The organism is Mycobacterium sp. NGS48, assembly GCF_059812585.1.
On the sequence record NZ_JCALCY010000007.1, the window covers coordinates 60,386 to 85,889 of the forward strand.

A 25,504-nucleotide genomic window follows, 5' to 3' on the forward strand; every position below is an offset into this window, starting at 1 on the left:
GGACAGGACAGACGAACATGAGCGGGCCGAATCCTCCAGGACCGGAACCTGGCGATCTGGAGAACGGCAGCGAGCTCAGCGACGACGACAACGAGTTCACCGGCGAGCACCTGGGGGAGCAGACCGGCGAACGTGACCAGACCAGCGAGACGGACGCTTATTCGCAGGCCTATTCGGCTCCGGAGTCGGAACACTTCACCAGCGGGCCCTATGTGCCCGTCGACATCGACCTCTACGACTACGACAGCTACCACGAGGCAGAGGGCGACGAACCCCACCCGCCACGCTGGCCGTGGGTTGTCGGGGTGGCCGCGATCGTCGCGGCGATTGCCCTAGTGGTGTCGGTGTCCCTGCTATTCGCGCGTACCGACACAAACGATCTGGCCACGCCGGAGACGGCGCCTACGTCCGCGCCGCCGATTCAGGACGAGATCACCGTCACCACTCCGCCGCCGGCGCCCCCTCCACCATCCACCAGTGAGCCACCGCCACCGCCCCCGCCGCCCCAGGCCGAGGCTCCACCACCGCCGGCTCCGGAGCCGGCCCCGGCCCCGGAGCCGCCGCCGGTCGTGGCCGCTCCGCCGCCGCCACCACCGACGACCACCGCTCCGGCCGGTCCTCGGCAGGTCACCTACTCGGTAACCGGCACCAAGGCGCCCGGCGACATCATCTCGGTGACCTACATCGATGCCTCTGGCCGGCGGCGCACCCAACACAACGTCTATATCCCGTGGTCGATCACGGTCACCCCGATCTCGCAGTCTGAAGTCGGCTCGGTGGAGGCGTCGAGCCTTTTCCGGGTCAGCAGACTCAACTGCACGATCACCACCAGCGACGGAGCGGTGCTGTCGTCGAACGAGAACAACGCACCGCAGACGAACTGCTGATGGTCAACAGGTATTCGGACAGCCGAGGCGGGTGGGCTATGGCGTCGTCGACCACCGGCGATCGCATTCTGGTTGGGGTTTGCGCCGCGATCTGGCTGGTGCTGATCGGTGTGAGCGTGGCGGCCACAGTCGCGCTGATCGATCTGGGACGAGGCTTTCACGAGACGGCGGGCAACCCGCACACCTCGTCGGTGCTGTACGTCATCATCGTCATTTCGGCGCTGATCATCGTCGGCGCGATCCCGGTGTTACTGCGTGCCCGGCGCACGAGTCGGGCCGAGCCCGCGACGCAATCGGGGCACATCACGGCTCGTGCTGCGGCTGCGCCACCGATCAGGGCGGAGTATCCGCCGGCTCGCGGCCCTGCCGGCCAGACCGAGCGGTTGACTGCGCTGCGGGCGGCCGGCGCTTTCACAGACGCGACCATCGATCGCATCTGGTTACGCGGCACCGTCGAACTGGTGACCGCCATGGGAGTTGCGCTGGTCGCTGTCGCGACGGCGACTTACCTGATGGCCATCGGCCACCAGGCCGCGGCCTGGACGGCATATGTGATCGCCGGCATCGTCACGGTCGCCATGCCGGTGATCCCCTGGCGATACGTGCGGCAGCTACACCGGATGCTCGACGAACGCTAATTGCGCAGAAGCGCCAGCCGGGCCGTCGAGTGTGTAAACCGGGGCGTCGAGCCACCTCAACCCGCGGCGTCGGGCCCTAGTGCTCGCCGTCGCGCGAACCGTTGGTGCCGTCTTGGTGTTCGCGTAGCGCGGTGAGGGCACGCTGTTCGCCGGCGTGCGCCGCCTCGCGCAGTGCGGCGTCTTCGGACGCCGGATCGGCGAACAGCAGGCTGCCCGTGCCGGGCGAGCCGGCCGAGCCGAGCTTGTTCATCTTGTTGGGTACCGGCGCGCCCTGGTATTCCAACGGTATCGGGTGGCCATGGCCGTCGACCGGGCCAAGCGGCTGGTGCAATTCGATGTAGGCACCATGCGGCAAACGCTTGATGATGCCGGTCTCGATGCCATGCTCGAGCACCGCACGGTCGCTGCGCTGCAAGCCGATACACCACCGATAGGTGACGAAGTAGATGATCGGCGGTAGCACCACCATCCCGATGCGTCCGATCCAGGTCGTCGCGTTCAGCGAGATGTGGAATTTCCAGGCGATGATGTCGTTCATCGCGGCCAGGGTCAACACCATGTAGAACGCGATCGCCATGGCGCCGATCGCGGTACGAACGGGAGCGTCCCGCGGGCGCTGCAGCAGGTTGTGGTGCGCGTAGTCGCCGGTGAACCTCTTCTCCAGGAACGGGTAGATGGTCAGCAGCACGAAAACCAAGCCCATGATCAACGCCACGCCGACCGGTCCGGGAATCGTGTGGTGCCAGAAGTAGAACTCCCAGGCCGGCCAGAGCCGGGCCAGGCCTTCGGTCCACATCATGTAGAAGTCCGGCTGGCTGCCCGCCGATATCTGAGATGGCTTGTAGGGCCCCAGGTTCCAGATCGGGTTGATCTGCAACAGGCCGCCCATCAGGCCCAGGACGGCGGTGGTCAGCGCGAAAAAGGCACCGGACTTGACCGCGAACACCGGCATGACCCGCACGCCGACGACGTTTTTCTCGGTGCGGCCGGGTCCGGGGAACTGAGTGTGCTTCTGGAACCAGACCAGCGCCAAATGCGCCCCGATGAGCGCCAGGATGATCCCGGGAATCAGCAGGATGTGCAGCGCGTACAGCCGCGGAATGATGATGTTGCCGGGAAAGTCGCCGCCGAACAGCAACCAGTGCAACCAGGTACCGATCACCGGCATGCCCAGCGTGATCGACGAGAAGGCAGCCCGCAACCCGATACCCGACAGCAGGTCGTCGGGCAGCGAGTAGCCGAAGTAACCCTCGAACATGGCCAGGATCAGCAGCAGCGAACCGATGACCCAGTTGGCTTCACGGGGCCGACGGAATGCGCCGGTGAAGAAGATGCGCGCCAGGTGCACCATGATCGCCGCGGCGAACATCAGCGCGGCCCAGTGGTGGACCTGGCGGACGAACAGCCCGCCGCGGACTTCGAAGGAGATGTTGAGCGCGGTTTCGTAGGCCCGCGACATCTCCACCCCGCGCAGCGGTTGATACACGCCGTTGTAAGTGACCTCGGCCATGGACGGGTCGAAAAACAGCGTCAGGTATACGCCGGTGAGCAGCAGAACGATGAAGCTGTACAGCGCGATTTCGCCAAGCAGGAACGACCAGTGGGTGGGAAAGACCTTGTTGAGCTGGCGCCGCACCGCGGCCGACGGGTGATACCGGGTGTCGATGTCCTGCGCTTGACGGGCGAGGGTATTGCCAATATCGATTTTCGGACTCATGAGGTGCGCTCCCAAAATGCCGGCCCGACTGGTTCGATGAAGTCGCCGTTGGCGACCAGATAGCCGTTGCTGTCAATGGTGATGGGCAGCTGCGCCAGGGCACGCGCCGCAGGACCGAAAATCGGTTTGGCGTACTGCAATGCGTCGAACTGCGACTGATGGCACGGGCACAGAATTCGGTAGGACTGCTGCTCGTAAAGTGATGAGGGACAACCCAAATGCGAGCAGACCTTGGTGTAGGCGAAGAGCTCGCCGAAGTTGAAGCTCTCCTGACCCTTGCGTTTGGTCACCCGCGACATGTCACCTGGTTTGATGCGGATCAGCATCACCGGGTTGCGCACACCCATCATGATCTTGCGCAGCTGTTCGCGTGATTCGTGGCTGATCCCGTCGCCGTCAGATTCCCGCCACGGAAAGACGGTCTCCATTCCGCCGGCGTCGACATCTTCCGGACGCATCCGGACGAACGGCGATCCCAGGTGCTCACCGGTAGCGCGGGCCAGATAGATGGTCTCGCCGCGGTAGCGCGGCGTCCAACCCGAGGTCCACAGCACGGCCTTTTTACCGTCGGCGGTCTGCACCACCGGTTTCCAGGGGTTTTTGATCAGGCCGCCGATAAAAGCGACCAGAGTGCCGAGCCCGAAGGCTCCGAGGCTCAAGCCCAACGACATTCCGATCAGCTTGCGACGCCGCAGCGTCGAGCCCTCGAAAGCATCGGTCAGATTGGCGACCACTGTCTTGCGGTGGATCTCCGGGGAGTCGCCGTCATGGCGCTCCTGGATCGAAATCTCCTCGGGGATAAACCGTTTCTGGAACAGCACCGCTCCGACCGCGATGGCGAGAATGGACAGCCCGAATGTCAGACCGTAGAGCGGGGTGGTCAGCGAGTACAAGAAGCTGCCCTCAGCCTCCATCGGCTTGTACTCCCAGGGCCAGAACAAAAACACCAACAGCAGCGCCAACCCGAAACCGCCACCGGCCAAGAACCACAACGCGATTCCGCGGTCGGCGCGCTTCTCGGCTTTGGTTCCCGCGACCGGCCAACGAGATTCCTTGTAGACCGTTTCGACACCGTCGAGCCGGCCGCCAAGGTCGACGAGCTCCTCACGCGACATCGCGTCCAGTTCGGCATCGCTGGGCTGACCCGGAGCACCTTGCTGGCCGGGGGTGTCGGTGCCCTTGCCCTCTCCGCTGACCCCGCTGGTCATGATCGCGCCCCAATCCACAATGCCGTACCGATCACGGCAACCATCCCGATGATCCACATCGCCATGCCCTCGGGGGCCGGTCCGAAGCCGCCCAGACCATAGCCGCCTGGTTGACGTTCTTCGCTGACGGTTTTCACGTAGGCGATGATGTCCTTCTTGGCCTCGAAGGACAGCTGACGGTCAGAGAACTTAGGCATATTCTGCGGCCCGGTCAGCATGGCGGTGAGAATCTGCTGTTCGTTGGCCGGCTCCAGGTCCGGGGCGTATTTCCCCGACGACAATGCGCCGCCCTTGCCGGTGAAGTTGTGGCAGGACGCGCAGTTGAGCCGGAACAAGTCGCCGCCGCGGCCCAGGTCGTAACCGCGCAGCGATTGCATCGCCGGGCTGCCGTCCAGCGTGCGCACCACCGTGGGGCCGCCGCCGTTGGCCTGCACGTAGGCGCCCAGCGCATCGATCTGCCCGCCGTCGAAGATCGGTTCCTTGCGGGGCGCCTGCGCTTCACCGCGTGCGGCGGGCATCCGCCCGGTGGACACCTGGAAGTAGACGGCCGCCTCACCGACGCCGATCAGGCTCGGGCCGCGATCAGGCACACCCTGCAGATTGGCACCGTGACACGTCACGCAGGAGGTGTCGAACAACTGCTTGCCGGTGCGCAGCAGCGCCGAGGAAGACTCGTCGGCCACGGCCACCTGAGGAGTTGGGGTCAGCACCGCGGCCAGCCCGCCGGCTACGGCTAACGCCATCAACAGCAGCAGTCCGGCCGACAACCGGCGACGAAGCCGCCGTCGCGAGCGATTACTCCCCAGTGTCTTCAAGCGAACACTCCTGTTCGTTGGCCGGCTGGTCATCGGATGAAGTAGATCGTGGCGAACAGCGCAATCCAGACGATGTCGACGAAGTGCCAGTAATAGGAGACGACGATCGACGCGGTCGCTTGTGCCGGTGTGAACTTGCTCATCGTGGTGCGGGCCAGCAGGAAGATGAACGCGATCAGCCCGCCGATGACGTGCAGTCCGTGGAAGCCGGTGGCCAGGTAGAAGACGCTGCCGTAGGCGCTGCTGGGGATCGTGGTGCCGTGACCCACCAGGTGGTAGTACTCGTAGGCTTGGCCCAGGACGAAGAACAGGCCCATCAGGAACGTGACGAGATACCAGCGGCGCAGCCCGAAGACGTCGCCGCGCTCGGCGGCGAAAACGCCCATCTGGCAGGTGAACGACGAGGCGATCAGTACCAACGTGACCGGAACAGCCTGGTAGAGGTTCAATTCCGTCGGCGGGGGCGGCCAATTACCGCCGGCCTGAGCGCGCGCTGTGAAGTACATCGCAAACAACCCAGCAAAGAACATCAGCTCGCTGGAAAGCCACACTATGGTGCCGACGCTGACCATGTTGGGCCGGTTGAGCGAATGCACGCGCGCCGTGATAGCAGTACCCGAGGTTCCCACCGCACTCGTCACATCCGCAAGTATGACGCTTTGTAGTTGTCGAACTCCACCCGGGGCGGTAATTGGCGAGTCGCTGACGAGCGCGGGTTTGGGAGAGCGACCCGCTGCGCCCGGCTGCGCCGCGCTTGCGATCACCCTGGGGGTCTGGCGGGGCGACCCGCTGCGCCCGGCTGCGCCGCGCTTGCGATCACCCTGGGGGTCTGGCGGGGCGACCCGCTGCGCCCGGCTGCGCCGCGCTTGCGATCACCCTGTGGGACCATCGGCGCGTGGCGGAGTCATCTTCCCGGTCGTGTTGGCCGCGGGTGCTCGGCGGTCTGATGGCCGGGCAGAACCTGGCGCGCGGACAGGCCGCCTGGGCGATGGAGCAGATCATGACCGGCGCCGCGGCGCCGTCCCAGATCGCCGCGTTCGCGGTCGCGATGACGATGAAGGTTCCCACTGCCGCGGAGGTCAGCGAGCTTGCCGAGGTCATGCTGCACCACGCGCACCGGCTGCCCGTTGACGAGATCGGCATCGATACCGTCGATGTGGTCGGGACCGGCGGCGACGGCGTGTCCACCGTCAACCTGTCCACGATGGCTGCGATCGTGGCGGCCGCCGCCGGCTTACCGGTGGTCAAGCACGGTAATCGCGCGGCCTCGTCGCTGGCCGGCGGTGCCGACACGCTCGAGGCGCTGGGTGTGCGCATCGACCTGGGCCCTGAGCAGGTTGCCCGCAGTGTCGCGGAAGTGGGGATCGGGTTCTGCTTCGCGCCGCAGTTTCACCCGTCGTACCGGCATGCGTCGATGGTGCGACGCGAGCTCGGCGTTCCCACGGTCTTCAATCTGCTTGGGCCGCTGACGAATCCGGGCCGTCCGCGAGCAGGTTTGATCGGCTGCGCGTTCGCCGATCTGGCCGAGGTGATGGCCGGGGTGTTCGCCGCCCGCCGGTCCAGCGTCCTGGTGGTGCACGGTGACGACGGGCTCGACGAGCTGACCACCACAACGACTAGCACGATCTGGCGGGTGCAGGCCGGCACGGTGGACAAGCTGACGTTCGACCCTGCCGGGTTTGGCTTCGCGCGCGCCGAACTCGACGACCTGCTTGGCGGCGATGCGGCCGCCAACGCGGCCGAGGCCCGTTCGGTGCTGGCCGGCGCCAAGGGTCCGGTGCGAGATGCCGTGGTGCTCAACGCCGCTGGCGCCATCGTGGCCCACACCGGGCTATCCAGCCGCGCCGAGTGGTTGCCGGCGTGGGAAGACGGGCTGCACCGTGCCGCCGCCGCCATCGACAGCGGTGCGGCCGAACAGCTGCTCGCGCGATGGGTGCGGTTCGGATACCAGGTCTGAATCGGCCCCGACCTGCTCGGCGGCAACCCGTGCCGAGCGGGCCGAAGCCGCCCAGGCAGCCCACGGTCCGGCGGACCTCAACGGCGAACACCAGCCCACGGCAGCATCCACGATGCGCACTCCTTGCCCGTCGAGCCAGCGCGCGATCAGCGCGGTCTCCTCGACCAGCGCCCCGCCCAGTGGGGCGGACGCCGGCAGGATCACCTGCGCGCCCGCCCGCAGCGCGTCGACGACGGGCATCGGCGGCACGCCGCGGGCCGCAGTGCCGGCCGCGGCCAGTTGCCCGTAGCGGATGACGCCGAGCTGCCAACCGCCGTGCCCGTCCGGTGCGGCGGCCACCAACTCGGCCAGCGCCGCCAGCGCCCGCAGCCGCTGGCCACGCCAGAGCACCTCGACCGCCGCACCGGTGTGGTCACGTAGCCGCGCGGCGCTCTCGTAGCGGTGCCGCTCGGCCAGGGCGGTGATCTGGGCTACTGCCGCCCCCAGCGCGGCGTTGTCGGCACCGTCGATCAACGCGGCGGCGCGCAGCGCGGCGGGCACGTAGTCCGCAGCGGTTATCTCGCGGCCGGCCGGACACGGCGACACTTCCCTTGGCGGGCACGCCGGGCCGTGCAGCGCCGAACGCGCCAGCCGGGCGGTGCAGGTGCGCACCCCGGTGAACCGCGCCAGCAGCGCCGCGGTGTCAGCGGCGTCGGCCCGGGAACGAAACGGGCCGACGGCACGCTCGTGCCGCGGCGCACGCACCACCGCCAGGCGGGGGAACGCCTCATCGGTCAACACCACCCACCACCACCGGTGCGGGAATCGCGAGCGACGGTTATAGGGCGGGGCGTGCGCGGCCAGCATCCGCAGTTCGCGCACGCCGGCTTCCAGTGCGTGCGCGCAGACGACGTGATCGACGGCGCTGGCCAGCGCGACCATCTCCTTGGTGCGGCCCCGCGGGTCGGAGCCGTTGAAGTACTGGGTGACCCTGCGCCGCAAGTCGGTTGCGGTGCCGACGTAGAGCACCTCGCCGGACGGCCCGCGAAACAGGTAGACGCCCGGCCGGTGCGGCAGACCCTGCGCCAGCACTCGTTTGCGGCGCTGAGCCGTCGTCACACCGGGCAGATACGACCGCAACTCGGGGTAGGTGTGCACCCCCTGGTTGCCCACCCGCTCGATCAGCGCGTGTAGTACCTCGACGGTGGCGCGGGCGTCGTCGAGAGCGCGGTGGGTGGGCTCATTGGCGACGGCGAAGAGCCGCGCCAACGCGGCCAGTCGCACGCTGGGGGCTTCCTCGCGGGTGAGCACCCGGCGAGCCAGCCGGACCGTGCACAGCACTTGCGGCCGGGGCCAGGGAATCCCACACCGATCGGCGGCGGCACGCAGAAACCCGACGTCGAATCCGGCGTTGTGGGCGACCAGCACCGAGCCGCGGGCGAACTCGAGAAACATCGGCAGCACCGCGCGGATCGTCGGCGCATCACACACCATCGCGGTGGTGATACCGGTGAGTCGCACGATCTGTGGCGGGATGCTGCGCTGCGGGTCGACCAGGGTGGCGAACTCACCCAGTACCGCACCGCCGCGAACCTTGACCGCCCCGATCTCGGTGATCTCGTCGGCTGTCGCACGCCCGCCGGTGGTTTCCAGGTCGACGACGACGAAGGTGGTCTCGCGCAGTGACATGTCCTTGAGCGCGTCGAGGCCGGCGAAGCTCAACTGCTCGGGGGCGGGCACACCCATGATCGAGACGTTAGGCAGCGCTACCGACAGCCGGCGGATCCGGCGCGGCGCGTCGGGAACACCAAACCTAAATGTCGGTGCTGGCCGTTAGCCTGCGGGCAGATCGATCGACCAGAGCGAAAGGACCAGCCAGATGGCAGAAACCGCCAGGCCCGACGGCCCGACCGGGCCGACCGGACCGGTGATCATCGACTGCGACGATTGCGCGGTCCGCGGCCCGGGATGCCGCGACTGCGTCGTCAGCGTGTTACTCGGGGTACCGGAAACTTTGCTGGCCGACGAGCGGGCCGCTTTGGAGGTACTCGCCGACGCGGGTATGGCGCCCAGGCTGCGACTGGTGCCCATCCATCGCCCCGGAGTGGCCTGACGGCCGTCAAAATCTTTCTGATTTCTTAATGTTCCGCTGTTGGACAATGCCTATACCGTTTCGTAACCTGTCTGAGACCTAAAGCAAATTCGACGTCTTGTCGACGGGTTTGAAGGATACGAAATTTTGGTGTCGGGGAATGACGGTAGATGCTGGGCTGGACGCACCCGCAAGCGATTTGCCGTCGCCGCGATAGCGGGCTTTATTACCATCTTCTCCGGAGCGGTCACCGGCAATGTGCTGGCCGATCCGGCCGATGACGCCATGGCAAAGCTCACTGAGCTGTCTCGTCAGGCCGAACAGACGACCGAGGCCATGCACAGCGCCCAGCTGGACCTCAACGACAAACTGACTGCGCAGCGCGCCGCGGACAAGAGACACGCGGACGACCAGGCCGCCGCGCAGGCCACCAAAGCCCGGTTGGCAACCTTCCAGGCCGGTGTCAACAAGTTTGCTGCCGCGATGTACATGGGCGGTCGAACCGACGGCATGGACGCGATCCTGACCGCTGAGTCGCCCCAGCAGTTGATCGGCAAGCTGGCCGTGCAGCGGGTGATCGCCACCGAGATGTCCGCGCAGATGGCCAGTTACCGGACAGCCGGAGAACAGGCCGCCAAAGCCGAGCAGGCGTCGGCTAAATCAGCGGCAGACGCCAAGACCGCCGCCGAGCAGGCCGTCGCTGTGCGGGCGAGTCTGCAATCCAAGCAGAGTCAGCTGCAGGTGCAGATCGCCGTTGTCAAGTCGCAGTACCTCTCGCTGTCGCCGGGGCAGCGCACCGCGCTGGCCGAACCAGGGCCGGCCCCGCAACCCGCCGCGCTGGCAGCCGCCGCCCCCGCACCTGAAGCGTTGCCGCCCAATGGTGGTGGGCCCGGCGCGGACGCGCCTGAGGCGTTTCCCGGCGGCGCGCCGGGTAGCGGCCAGGGAGCGACGGCCGTGCAGGCCGCGTTGACCCAGGTCGGTGCGCCGTACTCGTGGGGTGGCGCCGCACCCGGGGGCTTTGACTGTTCGGGCTTGGTGATGTGGGCGTTCCAGCAGGCCGGCATCGCGCTGCCGCACTCCAGCCAGGCCTTGGCCCACGGCGGGCAGTCCATCGCGCTGTCGGACCTGCAGCCCGGCGACGTGCTCACCTTTTACTCCGACGCATCACACGCCGGCATCTACGTCGGTGATGGTCTGATGGTCCATTCCTCCACGTATGGTCAGCCGGTGCGGGTGGTGCCGATGACCTCGTCCGGCCCGATTTACAACGCTCGCCGTTACTGACGCTCAGCCCCGGCGGCGGTGGCCGTCGATCCTGCTGGCCTGGACCCTTGTCGCAGAGTTGGTCCTGGCTGCCGCTGTGCTGATCGGTGCCCCACGAGTTGCACCTGCCGCGGCGCCCCTGACTGTCGACGGGCGCATCATCCGGCTGGTCAACCTCGGCAGTCCAGATACCGACTCGCTGCTGAGGCGCGTCGCGGCGAACATGGGTACGGCTGTCGAGGCCGTACAGACGTTCTGGGGCGCCGACTGGCCGCGCGATATCACCATCGTGGGCACCGGCTCGCAGCACCAGTTCGAGGCCGAGGCCGGTGGTGGATCGGCGGCGCAGTGGGCCGATATCGCGGCGATCGCCGTCGCCGACGAAGTCGATCCGGTCCGCCGGGTCGCCGTCGGCCAGCGGATCGTCTTCGCGCCAGGGGCGGCCGGAATGAGCGAACCGGCGCTGCGAATTGTATTGAGCCATGAGCTTTTCCACTACGCCACCCGCGGAGCCACCGCGCTTGACGCGCCGCGCTGGCTGACCGAAGGCGTGGCTGACTTTGTGGCCCGGCCGCCCACCGTGGTGCCCGCGGGCACACTGTTGCCCACCGCTGTGCCATCCGACGCCGACCTCGACACGCCCGGGCCGCAGCGCTCACTGGCCTATGACCGGGCATGGTGGTTCGCCCGCTTCGTCGCCGACAGTTACGGGACCGCGACGCTGGCCGGTTTCTACCGCGCCGCGTGCGGTGTTGGGCGTGTCGACGTACCCAGTGCCGTACGCGACGTGCTCCACACCGACATGGCCGGCCTCCTCGCCCACTGGCAGCGGTGGCTGACCCGCTCGTCCTGACGCCGGGCTAGCCTACCCAGGTGTCCCGGGTCCTGCTGGTAACCAACGACTTTCCTCCTCGACGCGGCGGCATCCAGTCCTACCTGGGCGAGCTCGTGGATCGGATCGCCTGTTCCGGGGCGCATGAGGTGACGGTTTACGCGCCACAGTGGAAGGGCGCCGACGTTTTCGACGGCAACGCGACCGGCTACCAGGTGGTGCGCCATCCCGGAACTCTGATGTTGCCGGGCCCCACCGTCGACACCCGCATGCGCCGGTTGATCACAGACCACAGCATCGACACCGTCTGGTTCGGGGCGGCCGCACCGCTGGCATTGCTGGCGCAGCGCGCCCGGGAGGCGGGCGCTACCCGGGTGCTGGCCAGCACGCACGGCCATGAAGTGGGCTGGTCGATGCTTCCGCTGGCGCGGTCGGTGCTGCGTCGCATCGGAAACGGCACCGATGTGGTCACGTTCGTCAGCCGATACACCCGGGCGCGGTTCGCGCCGGCGTTCGGCCCGGCTGCCTCGCTGGAGCACGTGCCACCCGGTGTGGACACCGATCGGTTTCGCCCCGATCACGCCGCGCGTACCGAGCTGCGTGCCCGCTACCGACTGGGCCAGCGACCCACCGTCGTGTGCTTGTCCCGGCTGGTTCCACGCAAGGGCCAGGACATGCTGATCCGTGCACTGCCGCAGATTCGGCGGCGCGTCGACGGCGCGGCGCTGGTGATTGCCGGCGGCGGCCCGCATTTGACGGCGCTGCGCCGGTTGGCCGATGGCTGCGGGGTAGCCGAGCACGTCACGTTCACCGGCGGAGTGGCCGCCGAGGAGTTACCCGCGCATCACGCGATGGCCGACGTGTTCGCGATGCCGTGCCGCACCCGCGGCGCCGGCCTGGACGTCGAGGGGCTGGGCATCGTGTTCCTGGAGGCCTCCGCCACCGGCGTACCGGTGATTGCCGGGCGTTCGGGCGGTGCGCCGGAGACCGTGCGGCACGGCGAGACCGGTTTGGTGGTCGACGGCCGGTCGGAGGATCAGGTCGCCGACGCTGTCACCGAGCTGCTGTCCGACCCCGACCGCGCCTCCACCATGGGAGCCGCCGGACGAGATTGGGTGACGGCGCACTGGCGCTGGGACGTGCTGGCGGACCGGCTGGCCGACCTGCTGCGCGGCTAACGAGAGCGCGCCGGCTCACTTGGCGTAGATCGCCTCGATGTCGTCGGCGAACTTTTCGGCCACTACCTTGCGCTTGACCTTCATCGTCGGGGTCAGTTCGCCGGTGTCCTCGGTGAAGTCGACGGGCAGAATGCGAAATTTGCGGATCGATTCCGCATGCGAGACAGCCTGGTTGGCCTGTTTGACGGCGGCATCCACTTCGGCGACCAGGTCGGGGTCGGTCACCAGATCACCCACCGAAGTACCCGCCGCCTTGCTGTTGCGCTGCTTCCAGCCGTCGAACGCCTCGGGGTCGATGGTGATCAGCGCCCCGATAAATGGTTTGGCGTCGCCGACGACCATCGCCTGGCTGATCAGCGGGTGTGCCCGTAACTGGTCTTCCAATACCGCCGGCGCGACGTTCTTGCCGCCGGCGGTGACGATGATCTCCTTCTTGCGGCCGGTGATCGTCAAGAAGCCATCCTCGTCAATGGCGCCCAGGTCACCGGTCTTGAACCACCCGTCGGCCATCGCGTCGTCGGTGGCCTGCTCGTTGCGCCAATACTCGCTGAACACCACTCCGCCGCGCACCAGCAGTTCGCCGTCGTCGGCGATACGCATGCTGTTGCCCGGCAACAGCTTTCCGACCGTGCCGATCTTCAGGCCGCCCACCTGGTTGACGGTGATGGCCGCACTGGTCTCGGTCAACCCGTAGCCCTCGTAGATGGTCAGGCCGACACCGCGGTAGAAGTGGCCCAGCCGGGCGCCCAGGGGCCCGCCTCCCGAGACCGAGGCGCGGCAATCGCCGCCCAGCGCAGCGCGCAGCTTGTGATAGACCAGCCGGTCGAATATCGCGTGCTTCGCCCGCAACAGCAGGCCGGGGCCGCCGCGGTCGCGGGCCTCACTCCAGTCGACCGCGGTCTGGGCGGCCGTCTCGAAGATCCGGCCCTTGCCGTCGTTGGCGGCGTTCTGGGCGGCGGTGTTGTACACCTTCTCGAACACCCGCGGCACCGACACCACGACGGTGGGCTTGAACACCGAGAACATCGGCACCAGGTTCTTGATGTCGCTGGTGAACCCGACGGTGACCTTGTTGGCGAAGGCGGCCAAGGTGATCGCGCGGGCCAGCACGTGGGCCAGCGGCAGGAATATCAGCAAACGCTCACCCTTGGCCAGCAGCGTCGGCAACGCTTCTTTGGCGCCCCGCATCTCGTAGACCAGGTTGGAGTGTGTCAGCTGGCAGCCCTTTGGCCGCCCGGTGGTGCCGGAGGTATAGATCAGTGTGGCCGGGTCTGCGGCCCGCAGCGCCTCGACCCGGGCGGTCAGCTCCGCCGCGTCCACCGACGCGCCGGCCTCGGCAAGCTGGTCGAGCGCTTTGGGGCCCGAACCGTCGATATGAAGCACCCGGCGCAGCGTGGGCAATTCGCCGGTCAGCTCGGTGACCATGGTGGCGTGGGCGTCGGTTTCGGCGCACACCAGTTTTGCCTCGGAGTCCTGCAGGACCCAGCGCACTTGCTCGGCCGACGACGTCTCGTAAATCGGCACGGTGACCGCGCCCACGGCCAGGATCGCGAAGTCGAGGATCGCCCATTCGTAGCGGGTCGCAGAGAAGATCGCCACCCGATCGCCGGCCTGTACTCCTTCCGCGATCAAACCGAGAGCTACCGAACGGATTTGGGCAGCCGCCTCGGCGCACGTGACATCGGTCCAGGTGCCGTCGATCAGGCGCTGGAAGATCACCAGTTTGGGTTCGTCGCGCTCATGCTCGAAAACCGCGGCGACGACGTTGTCGCGCTCGCCCACTTCGAATGGGGCAGGAACACTCAATTCACGCACTCTTCTGACCTCGCTTGACGTCTCTGGGCCTGGTGTCCGCCAGCCTAGTCTGGCGACGATGCAGACCGGCACGGTCTGAGGAGGAGCCGGACGATCGAACCGAGTCTGGCGACGATGCAGACCGGCACGGTCTGCGGAGGAGCCGGATGTGTGAAGCTAGGTCCGTGCACAGCGTTCAAGTTGCCGATCAGACCTTCGTCGCCGCCGACGCCGCGCGAGTCGGTGCTGCCGTGGCCGACCGGGCCAGCTGGCGGCGCTGGTGGCCTGATCTGTGGCTGGAGGTCATCGAAGACCGGGCCGACAAGGGCATCAGATGGGCGGTGACCGGACCGCTGACCGGCACCATGGAGATCTGGCTGGAGCCGTTGCTCGACGGCGTGCTGCTGCACTACTTCCTGCACGCCGAACCCTCCGGGGTCGCGGCCTGGCAGCTGGCTCGGATGAATCTCGCCCGAATGACCCACCGCCGCCGGGTGGCGGGAAAGGAAATGGCTTTCGAGGTCAAAGCGCAGCTGGAGCGGTCCCGCCCGGTCGGAGTTTCTCCGGTGGCTTGAGCCCATCCGGGTTGGCACGGGGAGTACCGTTTCTGACCGAGACCGGGGGTAGCGCCCGCTTACGGGGGAGAGGGAAGCAGCCAGGTGGCGGAGAAGACGACGCAGACGATCCACATCGATGCCGACCCTGGCACGGTGATGGACGTGATCGCCGATATCGGTTCCTACCCGGAGTGGGTCTCGGAGTACAAGGAGACCGAGGTGCTCGAGGCCGACGCCGACGGCTACCCCAAAGTGGCGCGCATGGTGCTGGACACCACCGTCCTCAAAGACACCCTGGTGTTTTCCTACGACTGGCCGAAAGACCGCCGCTCGGTTCACTGGTCGCTGGTCTCCAGCTCGTTGCTCAAGGCCCTCGACGGCGTATACCGCTTGTCGCCCAAGGGGTCTGGTACCGATGTCACCTATGAACTCACGGTCGACCTGGCTATGCCGATGATCGGGTTGCTCAAGCGCAAGGCTGAGCGCAGGCTGACCGACAGCGCGTTGAAGGATCTGAAGAAACGAGTCGAGGCTGAGTGAGTCGGCAGCGCCCGCCCTGGCCCGGATCAGTCTTTTCGTCGGCAAGGGTGGGGTAGGAAAGTCCACCCTGGCGGCCGCCACGGCGGTCACCGATGCCCGCGCCGGGCAACGGGTGCTGGTGGTATCCACCGATCAGGCGCATTCACTTGGTGATGTGCTGAATATCCCGGTCCCGCCGACCGGCCGCCGCGATCCCGTGCGGGTACTCGCCGACGACGTTGACATGGGCGGCGGGTTCCTCGACGCGCTGGCGATGGACACCTTGGCACTCCTGGAGGCGCGCTGGCGCGACGTGGTCGACACCGTCGGTCGGCGCTTTCCCGAGTCGGAGCTGAACACCATTGCCCCCGAAGAACTCTCGGCTCTGCCGGGCATCCAGGAAGTTCTCGGGCTGCACGAGGTCGGGGAACTGGCCGCGGCGGGACAGTGGGACCACGTCGTGGTCGACTGTGCCTCGACCGCCGATGCCTTGCGGATGCTGACGCTGCCGGCCACCTTCACGCTCTACGTCGAGCGCGCCTGGCCGCGCCACCGCCGGCTCTCCACCGCTTCTGACGATGCGCGGTCCGCCGCGGTGGTGGCGCTGCTGGAACGGATCAGCGCCGGCGTCGAACGGCTCAGCGCCCTGTTGACCGACCCGGCGCTGGTCGGTGCGCACCTGGTCTTGACCGCCGAACGGGTGGTCGCCGCCGAAGCTGCCCGGACACTGGGCTCATTGGCGCTGATGGGTGTGCGGGTCGAGGAGCTGATTGTCAATCAAGTTCTGGTACAAGATGATTCGTACGAGTATCGAAATCTTCCGGATCATCCTGCTTTCGATTGGTATGCCGAACGCATCTGCGAACAGCGCGCGGTGCTGGACGAATTGGATACCACCATCGGCGATGTGGCGCTCGTGCTGGCTCCGCACCTGGCCGGCGAGCCGATCGGCCCTAAGGCGTTGGGCGAACTGATGGACAGTGCGCGCCGGCGCGGCGGAGCGGCGCCGCCCGGACCGTTGCGTCCCGTCGTTGACCTCGAATCCGGATCAGGCCTGCAGTCGATCTACCGATTGCGACTAGAGTTGCCGCAAGTCGATTCCGGCGGGCTCGCGCTGGGCCGGGTCGACGACGACCTGATCATCAGTGCCGGCGGAATGCGGCGCAGAGTTCGGTTGGCCTCGGTGCTGCGGCGCTGCACGGTGCTGGACGCCCACCTTCGAGGTAGTGAGCTCACGGTGCGTTTCCGGCCTGATCCGGACGTGTGGCCGACGTGACCGCCGTCGACGATGCGGCGGGGCCCCCGCGAAGCCGGGGACGAGGCGATAGGGAGGAGCGGCGCATATGAGCGGCGTTCACCCCGACATCGGTCCGGAATTGCGAAGACTTGCGCAGAGCATCCTCGATGGAATCGACCCTGCAGTGCGCGCCGCGGCAATGCGGGCGTCGGGCGGCGGTCCGGGTAGGGGCAAATGTCAACAGCTCTGGTGTCCGGTCTGTGCACTTGCGGCGCTGGTAAGCGGTGAACAGCATCCGCTGCTGACCGTCGTCGCCGAACACAGCGTCGCGCTGCTGGCGGTGATCCGGGCTGTCATCGAAGAGGTGGATCAGTCGGTGCCGCCTCCGCCGCCGGACGGTCCGTCCGGCGGCGCGGCTGCTTCCCGGCCCGAAGCTGCGCCGAGCACAAAAAGCCGCTATCAGCCCATCTCGGTTACCGTAGAGGAGTAACGGCGAACGCCGGCGTGGCGAAGCCGGGCGCGACGGCCCGCCGCCCCAGGAGCTGGGCAAGTCACCGCGGTCCTATGGTCGCATCCAGACTCGATGGGTACTCTTGGCGCAGAACACTATCCGGGGCGGGCGAGAGGGAGGGCCATGTGGTACTGGCTTTTCAAGTACATCTTCATGGGCCCACTGCTTGGCATGCTCGGGCGCCCAAAGGTCGAAGGGCTGGAGAATATCCCGCAGTCCGGACCGGCCATACTGGCCAGTAACCACCTGGCGGTGGCCGACAGCTTCTACCTGCCGTTGGTGGTGCGCCGCCGGATCACGTTTCTGGCCAAGTCCGAATACTTCACCGGCACCGGGGTCAAAGGCTGGTTCATCCGCTGGTTCTACAGCACCACCGGACAAGTTCCGATCGACCGCACCGACGCCGACACGGCCGAGGCCGCGTTGAACACTGCGGCCAGGTTGCTGGCCGAAGGCAAATTGCTCGGCATGTACCCGGAGGGCACCCGCTCACCCGACGGCCGGCTGTACAAGGGCAAGACCGGGCTGGCCCGGCTGGCGTTGCACACCGGCGTACCGGTGATCCCGGTGGCGATGATCGGCACCAACGTCGTCAATCCGCCCGGTAGCAAAATGTGGCGGTTCGGCCGGGTGACGGTGCGGTTCGGCAAGCCGATGGAGTTCTCCCGGTTCGACGGGCTGGCCGGTAATCGCTTCATCGAGCGTGCCGTCACCGATGAGGTGATTTACGACCTGATGGGGCTATCCGGTCAGGAATACGTCGACATCTACGCCGCCAGTGCCAAGGACCATGGCAACGGTGCCGAGCCGCTGCCGGCCGGCAAGCCGCCAACGCGGATTCCCGAGACAGCTGCGGGGTAGCTCCGCCGATCTGAGCAGTCAGCCGACCGCCGAGACCGCTGCAGGTTCGGGGACGGTCGCTTTCTGCGGCACGGTGCGAGCGGTGACGGCCAGTCCGGCGGTAAGGATGGTCGCCAACGCCCACCACAGGTAAGACACCCCGGCGAGCTGGCGCCACCACGCCGCGGCCGTCTCGTGGTGTGCGGGAAGCAGGTTTATCGGCGTCCACACCATCAGCGCGATGCCGACTGCGGTGACCACGCCCAGCGCCGCGTTGCGCCGTCGCCAGGCCAGCACTCCGGTCACCAGCACGGCCGGCAGCATCCACACCCAGTGGTGCGACCACGACAGCGGCGAGGCAGCCAACCCGAACAGCGCGATGCAGATCACCGCCATGGTCGGTTCGTCGGCGCGCAGCACCCGCCGGGTCGCCCATACGGTCGCGGCGAGCACCAGCAGGCACCCGAGCACCCACAGCACGAAATGCTCGGGCTCGCCGAGATCCAGTCGGGCAAGCGTGCCCCCGATGTTCTGGTTGGTGTTCAATGCCGGCCCGACGAGCCGATCGGTGTTGCGCACCGTGTCGGTCCAGTACTGCCATGAGTCGTGCCAGGCCAGCACGAAACCGGTCAGACTCGCCGCCCCGAACGACGCAATTGCCCGCAGCGCCGCGCGGCCGTCGCGACGCAGCAAAAAATAAAGCAGAAACACCGCCGGGGTCAGCTTCAGGGCGATTCCCAGCCCAAGCAGCAGCCCGCGGGGCCAGGGCGTGCGATGCGGCACGCAATCGGCAATCACCAAGGTCATCAGCACCACGTTGATCTGGCCGAAGGCGAAGTTCGACGTGATGGGTTCCAGCCAGGTCGCCGCCGCGGCCACAACGACCGCGGCCAGCCAGCATCGGCGCAACCAGGGCGGTCCGGACACCCGGCGCGAGGTGGGCCACACGTCGAGCCGGGTCAATACGATCATGGTCGAGGCGAGCAACAGGGCCAGCGTTGTCAGGGTGATCGCCGCGCTGGCGGCCGGCAGCCCCAGCCAGGCGAATGGGCAGAACACGATGGCCGCCAGCGGCGGGTAGATGAACGGCAGGTCCAGCCCGGCCGACGTGCGGAACCGCACGCCGGCCCCGTACAGCGCGCGGCCGTCCAGCCAGGCCCGGCCGCCCATTCGATAGACGTCGATGTCGATGCGGTACGGCGTGTGCCCGAGCAGCCGCCACGCCGCGTACCCGAGCGCCGCCACGGCCGCGGCACCGAGCACACCCCACACAACGACCGGCCGCATGGCTATCTGCCCCCGCCGACTGCCCACGTCGGGCGACCGCCTCGTACTCATCTCCGACACAGCTTATCGGTGCCGTGGGCCTCACGCGGTGTCGCGGCGAGCGGCGCGTTGGATGACGGCGTACTTTTTTAAGGTGCTCAGGTGGTTGCAAGACGACATCATCAATAGCGGCAGACTGCCGTTGCTGTGTTGTCTGGTCGCCTTCATCTTGACCTTCTTTGTCACCCGATCTTTTGTGCGCTATATCCGCTATCGCGCAGACCGGGGCGTGCCACCCAGATGGTGGGAGCCGCGAAATATCCACATCGGATCGGTGCACATCCACCACGTGGTGGTGGGGGTGATCTTGGTGATGGTGTCCGGTATCGCGTTGGTGTCATTGGACGTCGACAGCCGTGGGATCGAATTCACTTTGACAGCAACGCTTTTTGGTATCGGAGCAGCGCTTGTTCTTGATGAGTACGCGTTGATCCTGCATCTCTCGGATGTCTACTGGGAAGAAGACGGCCGCACCTCGGTCGATGCTGTCTTCGCTGCCATCGCTGTGGGTGGCTTGCTGGTGCTGGGCTTGCATCCGCTGATGTTCTTTCTCTCGTTCTGGCAGGACACCCACTCGCTGATCCTGCATGGTGCGGTGATCCTGGGGCTGGTGCTGATGCCGCCGCTGGCGGTGGTGGTGTTGCTCAAGGGCAAAGTATGGACGGGCCTGATCGGAATGTTTTTCGTTCCGCTGCTGGTCATCGGAGCGATCCGGCTGTCGCGCCCGCACGCCCCGTGGGCGCGGTGGCGCTACAACCGCCATCTGGACAAGATGCGGCAATCGCTGCTGCGGGAACGCATGTTGCGTCGGCCGGTGGTGCGGGCCAAGCTGTCGCTGCAGTCGACAATCGCCGGCACGCCTCGCCGCCCCGACGACCGCACCGTGGACGCACAACTGGACCGCGAGGTCCATGCCGCGCCGCCGCCGGACGGCACCCAGCGCGCCCTGGCGAACGGAGAGCCGGGCTGAGTTCGGCAACGGGCTAGGCTTCCCCGGCGTGCGGTATTTCTACGACACCGAGTTCATCGAGGACGGCCGCACGATCGATTTGATCTCAATCGGGGTCGTGGCCGAGAACGGCCGCGAATACTACGCGGTGTCGACCGAATTCGACCCGGAGCGGGCAGGCAGTTGGGTGCGCACCCACGTGCTGCCCAAGCTGCCGCCGCCGGCGTCGCAATTGTGGCGCAGCCGCGCTCGGATCCGGTCGGATCTAGAGGCGTTCTTCGGCGTCGACGACGGCGAGCCGATCGAGCTGTGGGCCTGGGTAGGCGCCTACGACCATGTGGCGTTATGTCAGCTGTGGGGGGCGATGACGGCACTGCCGGCGGCGATGCCCAAGTTCACCCGGGAGCTGCGCCAGCTATGGGAGGAGCGGGGACGGCCTCGGATGCCGCGCCGACCACCGGACGTCCACGACGCCCTGGTCGACGCCCGCGACCAGCTGCGGCGGTTTCGGATCATTACCGCCGACGGTGATCCGGCCGGTTAGCGTCCCTGGTGAACTGCGCTGGTCAGGGGGCTGCAGCGCCCGGTTACCATAGACGGGTGAACTGGACCGTCGACGTACCGATCGACCAGCTGCCGTCGCTGCCACCGTTGCCGGCCGATCTGCGCGCCCAACTCGACACCGCGTTGGCCAAGCCCGCCGCTCAGCAGCCGAGCTGGCCGAGCGACCAGGCCAAGGCGATGCGCACCGTCCTGGAGAGCGTCCCACCGATAACGGTGGCGTCCGAGATTGTGCGGTTACAGGAGATGTTGGCGCAGGTCGCGCGCGGTGAGGCGTTCCTGTTGCAGGGCGGTGACTGTGCAGAGACGTTCGTCGACAACACCGAACCGCACATCCGCGCCAACATCCGCGCGCTGTTGCAGATGGCTGTGGTGCTCACCTACGGTGCCAGCCTGCCGGTGATCAAGCTGGCCCGCATCGCCGGGCAGTACGCCAAGCCGCGCTCGGCCGATCTCGACGCGCTGGGCTTGCGGTCCTACCGCGGTGACATGGTCAACGGGTTCGCCCCGGAGGCCGCAACGCGCGAACACGACCCGTCGCGACTTGTGCGTGCTTACGCCAACGCCAGCGCGGCGATGAACCTGGTACGCGCACTCACCTCGTCGGGACTGGCCTCGCTGCACCTGGTGCAGGACTGGAACCGCGAATTCGTCCGAACCTCACCGGCAGGCGCCCGCTATGAGGCGCTGGCAGCTGAGATCGACCGTGGCCTGCAGTTCATGAGCGCCTGCGGGGTGGCCGACCGGAATCTGCAGACCGCCGAGATCTACGCCAGCCACGAGGCGCTGGTGCTCGATTACGAGCGCGCCATGCTGCGGATGTCGGACGGCCAGGACGGCGAACCGCAGCTGTACGACCTGTCGGCGCACTACCTGTGGATCGGCGACCGGACCCGGCAACTCGACGGCGCACACGTCGCGTTCGCCGAAGTGATCGCCAACCCGATCGGCGTCAAGATCGGGCCGACGACAACACCGGAGCTGGCCGTCGAGTACGTCGAGCGGCTCGACCCGCACAACAAGCCGGGCCGGTTGACGTTGGTGAGCCGGCTGGGCAACAACAAGGTGCGTGACCTGTTGCCGCCGATCATCGAGAAGGTGCAGGCCACCGGGCATCAGGTGATCTGGCAGTGCGACCCCATGCACGGCAACACCCACGAGTCGTCCAACGGCTACAAGACGCGGCATTTCGACCGCATCGTCGACGAGGTCCAGGGCTTCTTCGAGGTGCACCGCGCACTGGGCACCTACCCGGGCGGCATTCACGTCGAGATCACCGGCGAGGATGTCACCGAATGTCTCGGTGGGGCGCAAGACATTTCGGACACCGACCTGGCGGGTCGCTACGAGACGACGTGCGACCCGCGGCTGAACACCCAGCAGTCGCTGGAACTGGCATTCCTCGTCGCAGAAATGCTGCGCGACTAGCTGCCGAGCCTCACAACAGGCCGCTCAGGTTGCTGCCGATCGTCCATGCTGCCCCCGCGACAAGGCCGGTGACCGCCAATACCACCGCTAGCCAAATCAGCACCATCCGCCGGGCGTGCTGGCGAGCCCACACGAACTCGCTCATTTCGATACCCGCGAATTGCTCCGGCTCATTCGGGTTTTCGGGTTCCTCCGGCCAGTCGTCGCGGGCCAGTTGGCGGGTGGGGTGGTGCACCGGTGTCGGCCCGGCCGAGCGCCGATGCGCATCGGTGGTCTGGTCTTCCTCAATTCTGCTGTGGGAGGCGGCGGCTGACCGATGCTGAGCCGAGTTGCGGGGCGCCGGCACCCGGAATTCCGGCAGCCCAGTCTCATCGGCGATGTCATCCAGCTCGGCGCGCATGTCGGCTGCGTCGGCGTAACGGTCGGCGGGGTCGCGCGCTGTCGCACGCGCCACCAACTCGTCGAATTCGCCTGGCACGCCGTCGATCACCGTGCTGGGCGCCGGCACATCGGCATCCAGCCGCTGGTAAGCCACCGACAAAGGGGAGTCGCCGGAAAACGGCGGCTCCCCGGTCAGTAGCTCAAAAGCCATGATTCCAACCGCGTAGACGTCACTGCACGGACTGGCATCGCCGTCGCGGACCTGTTCGGGCGACAGATAGGCCGCAGTGCCGAGAATGACACTGGCCGAGGTGATCCCGGCCGCTGCCACGGCACGGACCAACCCGAAGTCGGCAATTTTGACCTCGCCGTCGTCGGAGATCAGCACATTTTCCGGTTTGACGTCGCGATGGACCAGTCCCGCCCGGTGCGCGACCGCGAGCCCGCCGAGCACCGGGCGTAGCACTGCGGCAACAGCGTGCGGCGGCATCGGGCCCCGCTCGGTCAACAACTCGCGCAGGGTGCCGCCCTCGATGAGCTCCATCACCAGGAAGGGGTGCCGAGCATCGAGACCCTGGTCGTATACCGCGACCAGACCGGCGTCCTTGAGCCGTGCCACGGTGCGAGCCTCGAGCCGGAAGCGGGTCAGGAACTGCTCGTCGCCGGCGTAGCGCGAATCCATCACCTTCAGCGCGACGGGCCGGTCCAACCGCAGGTCCACCCCGCGGTACACCGTCGAGGTCCCGCCGGTGGCGATCTTGGTCGCAACGCGGTACCGCCCGTCGAGCAATGTGCCCTCCAGGTCATCCCCGGCGTCCGCTCCCCTCACGGAGCCATCGTAGGCGGCGGTGAGATTTCCGCCCGAAACGTGCACTCAGCGTGCCGGAATCGGTTCTAGACTGGGCGCGATGAGCAGCATTCCGGCTGGCGACGACGTTCTGCAGCCCGACGAACCCACCTACGATCTGCCTGGCGTCGCCCGACTCTTGGGTGTGCCGGTGACCAAGGTGCACCAACAATTGCGCGAGGGCCATTTGGTTGCTGTGCGGCGTGCCGGCGACGTGCTGGTGCCGCAGATCTTTTTCACCGAATCCGGACACGTGGTCAAGAGCTTGCCCGGCTTGCTGATGGTGTTGCACGACGGCGGCTACCGCAATACCGAAATCCTGCGTTGGCTGTTCACGCCCGATCCATCACTGACAGTCACCCGCGACGGGACGCGTGACGCCATCAACAACGCTCGCCCCGTCGATGCCCTGCACGCCCACCAGGCGCGCGAAGTATTACGCCGAGCGCAGGCTATGGCGTACTGACACTTTCGGCGGTGTCGACGTCTGGCTGCGGCGTCCGATACAGCGCATACCACGCGATCAGCGCACAGCCGGTCGCAATGATGACGTGGGCCCACGAGTACATCCCGTGGGCACCATCGGGTTTGAAGATCACCATGATCCATGTCGAGAAGCCGGCGACCGCCGCGACCGCCGGACGCGATTGGGCCAGCGGGGCCGCTACTGCCAGCGGCCAGGTGTAATACCAGGGCAATGCCGCGGGCACGAACAAGACCACGACCAGCATCGCCCACGCGATGCCGGTGAGCGCTGCACGGTCATCGCGGCGGAATCGCCACCAGAACAGCGGAAGTGAGACAGCAATGATCACGATGCCGGCGATGCGCGTGACTTGCAGCACCGCGTAGAAGTTGACCGGGAAAAACCATCCGCCGATGGCATGCGCCAGATTCGCCGTCGCCGTCGGCACGGTCAGCCAGTTGATGATCTTCGCCGACCCGGCCAGCGCGCTCAGCCAGCCGAGACCCACGCCGGCCACGGCCGACAACACCACGAAGACCGCGACGAAGATCAGTACCGAGGTGCTGGCGGCCACGGTGAAGCCCCGCAGCCGCCGATATCCGCGGCGGTCGCAGAGCTGGCGCATCCATACCCACACCAAAAACGGCAGTGCGATGCCGGCGGTCGCCTTGACCGCGACGGCGATGGCGACCACCGCGATTCCTGCGACAGGGTGGCGCTCGAAGGTCAGGGCGATGCCGGCGGCCATCAGGCCCACCATCAGCATCTCGTTGTGGACGCCGCCCATCAGATGAATGATCACCAGCGGGTTGAGCACGCAGATCCACAGTGCTGTCGGGGCGTCGGCGCCGAGATGTCGGGCGATGCGTGGTGTGGCCCAAATCAACAGCGCCAGCCCGGGCAGCATGCACAACCGCAACAGCATGGTGCCGACGATGACATGATTGCCCACCAGCATCGTGACGAGCTTCGCGATCAGGATGAACGCCGGACCGTATGGTGCGGTGGTGATGGTCCATATGGGACTGACGTTGTCCAACAATGCGTTCGGGTTATCGACCGGGCCCACCGCATAGGGGTCCAGGCCGTCGCGCAGCAGTGCGCCCTGGGCTAAATAAGAGTAGGTGTCACGGCTGAAGACGGGTACCGACAGCAGTAACGGTGCCAGCCAGAAACCGGTGCTGGCCACCATCGTGTATTCGGTCGCAGTGCCGGCAATCACCCGACGGCCCAGCCCGAGCCATGCGATCAACATCAGCGCGACACCCAGCCACAGCAGAACCGACGACAACACCAACCCGTGGCCGAACCTCAGCCAGGACAAGTGCATCGACTCCAGCAATGGGTCGTGCGGTTTGGTGCTGCCCGCCCCGAGTCCGCCCGTGGTGATCAGTACCGCTGCCAGGCAGCCGTGCAGTGCCGGCCGCGCCTCGGGGCTGGTGACAAACTCGCGTAGTCGCGAAAAACGTTGCGTGGCAAGATCGGCCGCGTCTTCTGTCGGTGCTGGCGTCGGTGTGGACAT

The 25,504-nt window shown here is 66.9% G+C and carries 24 protein-coding genes and 1 pseudogene; 16 read left to right on the forward strand and 9 right to left on the reverse strand.

The features are described 5' to 3' along the window. Positions 1 to 17: 17 nt before the first annotated feature. Together AC5Y42_RS14705 and AC5Y42_RS14710 are read left to right on the forward strand one after the other, a co-directional pair. Complete coding sequence (locus AC5Y42_RS14705; protein WP_499899149.1) at positions 18 to 887, forward strand: MmpS family transport accessory protein; 870 nt, start codon at positions 18 to 20, stop codon at positions 885 to 887. Further along, positions 887 to 1,525 carry a DUF2561 family protein gene (locus AC5Y42_RS14710; protein ID WP_499899151.1) on the forward strand — a complete coding sequence of 213 codons (639 nt, stop codon included), beginning with the start codon at positions 887 to 889 and terminating at the stop codon, positions 1,523 to 1,525. Before AC5Y42_RS14705 ends, AC5Y42_RS14710 begins: the two co-directional genes overlap by 1 nt. Before the next feature lie 76 nt (positions 1,526 to 1,601). Here the strand turns inward: AC5Y42_RS14710 and qcrB are convergent, their stop codons facing one another. The 4 genes from qcrB to ctaE are packed head-to-tail and all read right to left on the reverse strand — an operon-like array spanning position 1,602 to position 5,906. Further along, a complete protein-coding gene (gene qcrB, locus AC5Y42_RS14715) occupies positions 1,602 to 3,242 on the reverse strand; it encodes a cytochrome bc1 complex cytochrome b subunit (protein WP_499899153.1) in 1,641 nt (546 codons plus the stop codon). Further along, entirely contained in the window at positions 3,239 to 4,450 is a 1,212-nt protein-coding gene (gene qcrA / locus AC5Y42_RS14720) for a cytochrome bc1 complex Rieske iron-sulfur subunit (protein WP_499899155.1), read from the reverse strand. The genes qcrB and qcrA overlap by 4 nt, the downstream gene beginning before the upstream one ends. Beyond that, positions 4,447 to 5,298, reverse strand: coding sequence for a cytochrome bc1 complex diheme cytochrome c subunit (gene qcrC / locus AC5Y42_RS14725; protein WP_065012757.1), 852 nt, complete (start codon positions 5,296 to 5,298; stop codon positions 4,447 to 4,449). Before qcrC ends, qcrA begins: the two co-directional genes overlap by 4 nt. Then, positions 5,295 to 5,906 carry an aa3-type cytochrome oxidase subunit III gene (ctaE, locus tag AC5Y42_RS14730; RefSeq protein ID WP_499899156.1) on the reverse strand — a complete coding sequence of 204 codons (612 nt, stop codon included), beginning with the start codon at positions 5,904 to 5,906 and terminating at the stop codon, positions 5,295 to 5,297. Before ctaE ends, qcrC begins: the two co-directional genes overlap by 4 nt. 305 nt (positions 5,907 to 6,211) lie before the next feature. On the opposite strand from ctaE, the gene trpD reads away from it, so the two are divergent. Next, the gene (gene trpD / locus AC5Y42_RS14735) at positions 6,212 to 7,222 is read left to right on the forward strand and encodes an anthranilate phosphoribosyltransferase (RefSeq protein WP_499899350.1); all 1,011 of its coding nucleotides are present in this window, start codon (positions 6,212 to 6,214) and stop codon (positions 7,220 to 7,222) included. On the opposite strand, the pseudogene AC5Y42_RS14740 reads toward trpD, so the two are convergent. Further along, a pseudogene (locus AC5Y42_RS14740) lies at positions 7,160 to 8,947 on the reverse strand (DEDD exonuclease domain-containing protein); the annotation flags it as partial. The gene trpD and the pseudogene AC5Y42_RS14740 sit on opposite strands and share 63 nt — an antisense overlap. Positions 8,948 to 9,080: 133 nt before the next feature. Between AC5Y42_RS14740 and AC5Y42_RS14745 the strand changes: the two are divergent. From AC5Y42_RS14745 to pimB, 4 genes are all read left to right on the forward strand, one after another. Continuing rightward, a complete protein-coding gene (locus tag AC5Y42_RS14745; protein ID WP_499899158.1) occupies positions 9,081 to 9,314 on the forward strand; it encodes a hypothetical protein in 234 nt (77 codons plus the stop codon). Positions 9,315 to 9,443: 129 nt separating this feature from the next. Next, positions 9,444 to 10,577, forward strand: coding sequence for a peptidoglycan hydrolase RipC (gene ripC, locus AC5Y42_RS14750; RefSeq protein ID WP_499899160.1), 1,134 nt, complete (start codon positions 9,444 to 9,446; stop codon positions 10,575 to 10,577). A gap of 31 nt (positions 10,578 to 10,608) precedes the next feature. Then, positions 10,609 to 11,409 carry a hypothetical protein gene (locus AC5Y42_RS14755; protein WP_499899351.1) on the forward strand — a complete coding sequence of 267 codons (801 nt, stop codon included), beginning with the start codon at positions 10,609 to 10,611 and terminating at the stop codon, positions 11,407 to 11,409. A gap of 20 nt (positions 11,410 to 11,429) precedes the next feature. Next, entirely contained in the window at positions 11,430 to 12,566 is a 1,137-nt protein-coding gene (gene pimB, locus AC5Y42_RS14760; RefSeq protein WP_499899161.1) for a GDP-mannose-dependent alpha-(1-6)-phosphatidylinositol monomannoside mannosyltransferase, read from the forward strand. A gap of 15 nt (positions 12,567 to 12,581) precedes the next feature. Here the strand turns inward: pimB and AC5Y42_RS14765 are convergent, their stop codons facing one another. Further along, complete coding sequence (locus AC5Y42_RS14765; RefSeq protein ID WP_499899163.1) at positions 12,582 to 14,381, reverse strand: AMP-dependent synthetase/ligase; 1,800 nt, start codon at positions 14,379 to 14,381, stop codon at positions 12,582 to 12,584. Between the two features lie 164 nt (positions 14,382 to 14,545). Between AC5Y42_RS14765 and AC5Y42_RS14770 the strand changes: the two genes are divergently transcribed. The 5 genes from AC5Y42_RS14770 (at position 14,546) to AC5Y42_RS14790 (ending at position 18,045) form a co-directional block, all read left to right on the forward strand. Next, positions 14,546 to 14,935, forward strand: coding sequence for a polyketide cyclase / dehydrase and lipid transport (locus AC5Y42_RS14770; RefSeq protein ID WP_499899165.1), 390 nt, complete (start codon positions 14,546 to 14,548; stop codon positions 14,933 to 14,935). An 84-nt stretch (positions 14,936 to 15,019) separates the two neighbouring features. Then, entirely contained in the window at positions 15,020 to 15,457 is a 438-nt protein-coding gene (locus AC5Y42_RS14775) for an SRPBCC family protein (protein ID WP_499899166.1), read from the forward strand. Then, the gene (locus tag AC5Y42_RS14780) at positions 15,450 to 16,712 is read left to right on the forward strand and encodes an ArsA family ATPase (RefSeq protein ID WP_499899352.1); all 1,263 of its coding nucleotides are present in this window, start codon (positions 15,450 to 15,452) and stop codon (positions 16,710 to 16,712) included. The genes AC5Y42_RS14775 and AC5Y42_RS14780 overlap by 8 nt, the downstream gene beginning before the upstream one ends. A gap of 67 nt (positions 16,713 to 16,779) precedes the next feature. Next, entirely contained in the window at positions 16,780 to 17,163 is a 384-nt protein-coding gene (locus AC5Y42_RS14785) for a hypothetical protein (RefSeq protein ID WP_499899168.1), read from the forward strand. Between the two features lie 144 nt (positions 17,164 to 17,307). After that, positions 17,308 to 18,045, forward strand: coding sequence for a lysophospholipid acyltransferase family protein (locus AC5Y42_RS14790; RefSeq protein WP_499899169.1), 738 nt, complete (start codon positions 17,308 to 17,310; stop codon positions 18,043 to 18,045). A gap of 18 nt (positions 18,046 to 18,063) precedes the next feature. On the opposite strand, the gene AC5Y42_RS14795 is transcribed toward AC5Y42_RS14790, so the two are convergent. After that, positions 18,064 to 19,362 carry a glycosyltransferase 87 family protein gene (locus AC5Y42_RS14795; protein WP_499899171.1) on the reverse strand — a complete coding sequence of 433 codons (1,299 nt, stop codon included), beginning with the start codon at positions 19,360 to 19,362 and terminating at the stop codon, positions 18,064 to 18,066. Positions 19,363 to 19,423: 61 nt separating this feature from the next. On the opposite strand from AC5Y42_RS14795, the gene AC5Y42_RS14800 reads away from it, so the two are divergent. The 3 genes from AC5Y42_RS14800 to AC5Y42_RS14810 are packed head-to-tail and all read left to right on the forward strand — an operon-like array spanning position 19,424 to position 22,288. Then, complete coding sequence (locus AC5Y42_RS14800) at positions 19,424 to 20,320, forward strand: hypothetical protein (protein WP_499899172.1); 897 nt, start codon at positions 19,424 to 19,426, stop codon at positions 20,318 to 20,320. Positions 20,321 to 20,348: 28 nt separating this feature from the next. After that, positions 20,349 to 20,843: a polyadenylate-specific 3'-exoribonuclease AS gene (locus AC5Y42_RS14805; protein ID WP_499899173.1), complete on the forward strand. Its 495-nt coding sequence runs from the start codon at positions 20,349 to 20,351 to the stop codon at positions 20,841 to 20,843. A gap of 56 nt (positions 20,844 to 20,899) precedes the next feature. After that, a complete protein-coding gene (locus tag AC5Y42_RS14810) occupies positions 20,900 to 22,288 on the forward strand; it encodes a class II 3-deoxy-7-phosphoheptulonate synthase (protein WP_499899175.1) in 1,389 nt (462 codons plus the stop codon). 10 nt (positions 22,289 to 22,298) lie between these two features. Here the strand turns inward: AC5Y42_RS14810 and AC5Y42_RS14815 are convergent, their stop codons facing one another. After that, on the reverse strand, positions 22,299 to 23,498 hold the full coding sequence (locus AC5Y42_RS14815) for a protein kinase domain-containing protein (protein ID WP_499899177.1): 1,200 nt from the start codon (positions 23,496 to 23,498) through the stop codon (positions 22,299 to 22,301). A 79-nt stretch (positions 23,499 to 23,577) separates the two neighbouring features. Between AC5Y42_RS14815 and AC5Y42_RS14820 the strand changes: the two genes are divergently transcribed. Next, positions 23,578 to 23,982 (forward strand): Rv2175c family DNA-binding protein, encoded by a 405-nt coding sequence (locus AC5Y42_RS14820; protein ID WP_499899179.1) that lies wholly within the window; start codon positions 23,578 to 23,580, stop codon positions 23,980 to 23,982. Here AC5Y42_RS14820 and AC5Y42_RS14825 read toward each other — a convergent pair. Further along, positions 23,969 to 25,504: an alpha-(1->6)-mannopyranosyltransferase A gene (locus AC5Y42_RS14825; protein ID WP_499899181.1), complete on the reverse strand. Its 1,536-nt coding sequence runs from the start codon at positions 25,502 to 25,504 to the stop codon at positions 23,969 to 23,971. The two genes, AC5Y42_RS14820 and AC5Y42_RS14825, sit on opposite strands and share 14 nt — an antisense overlap.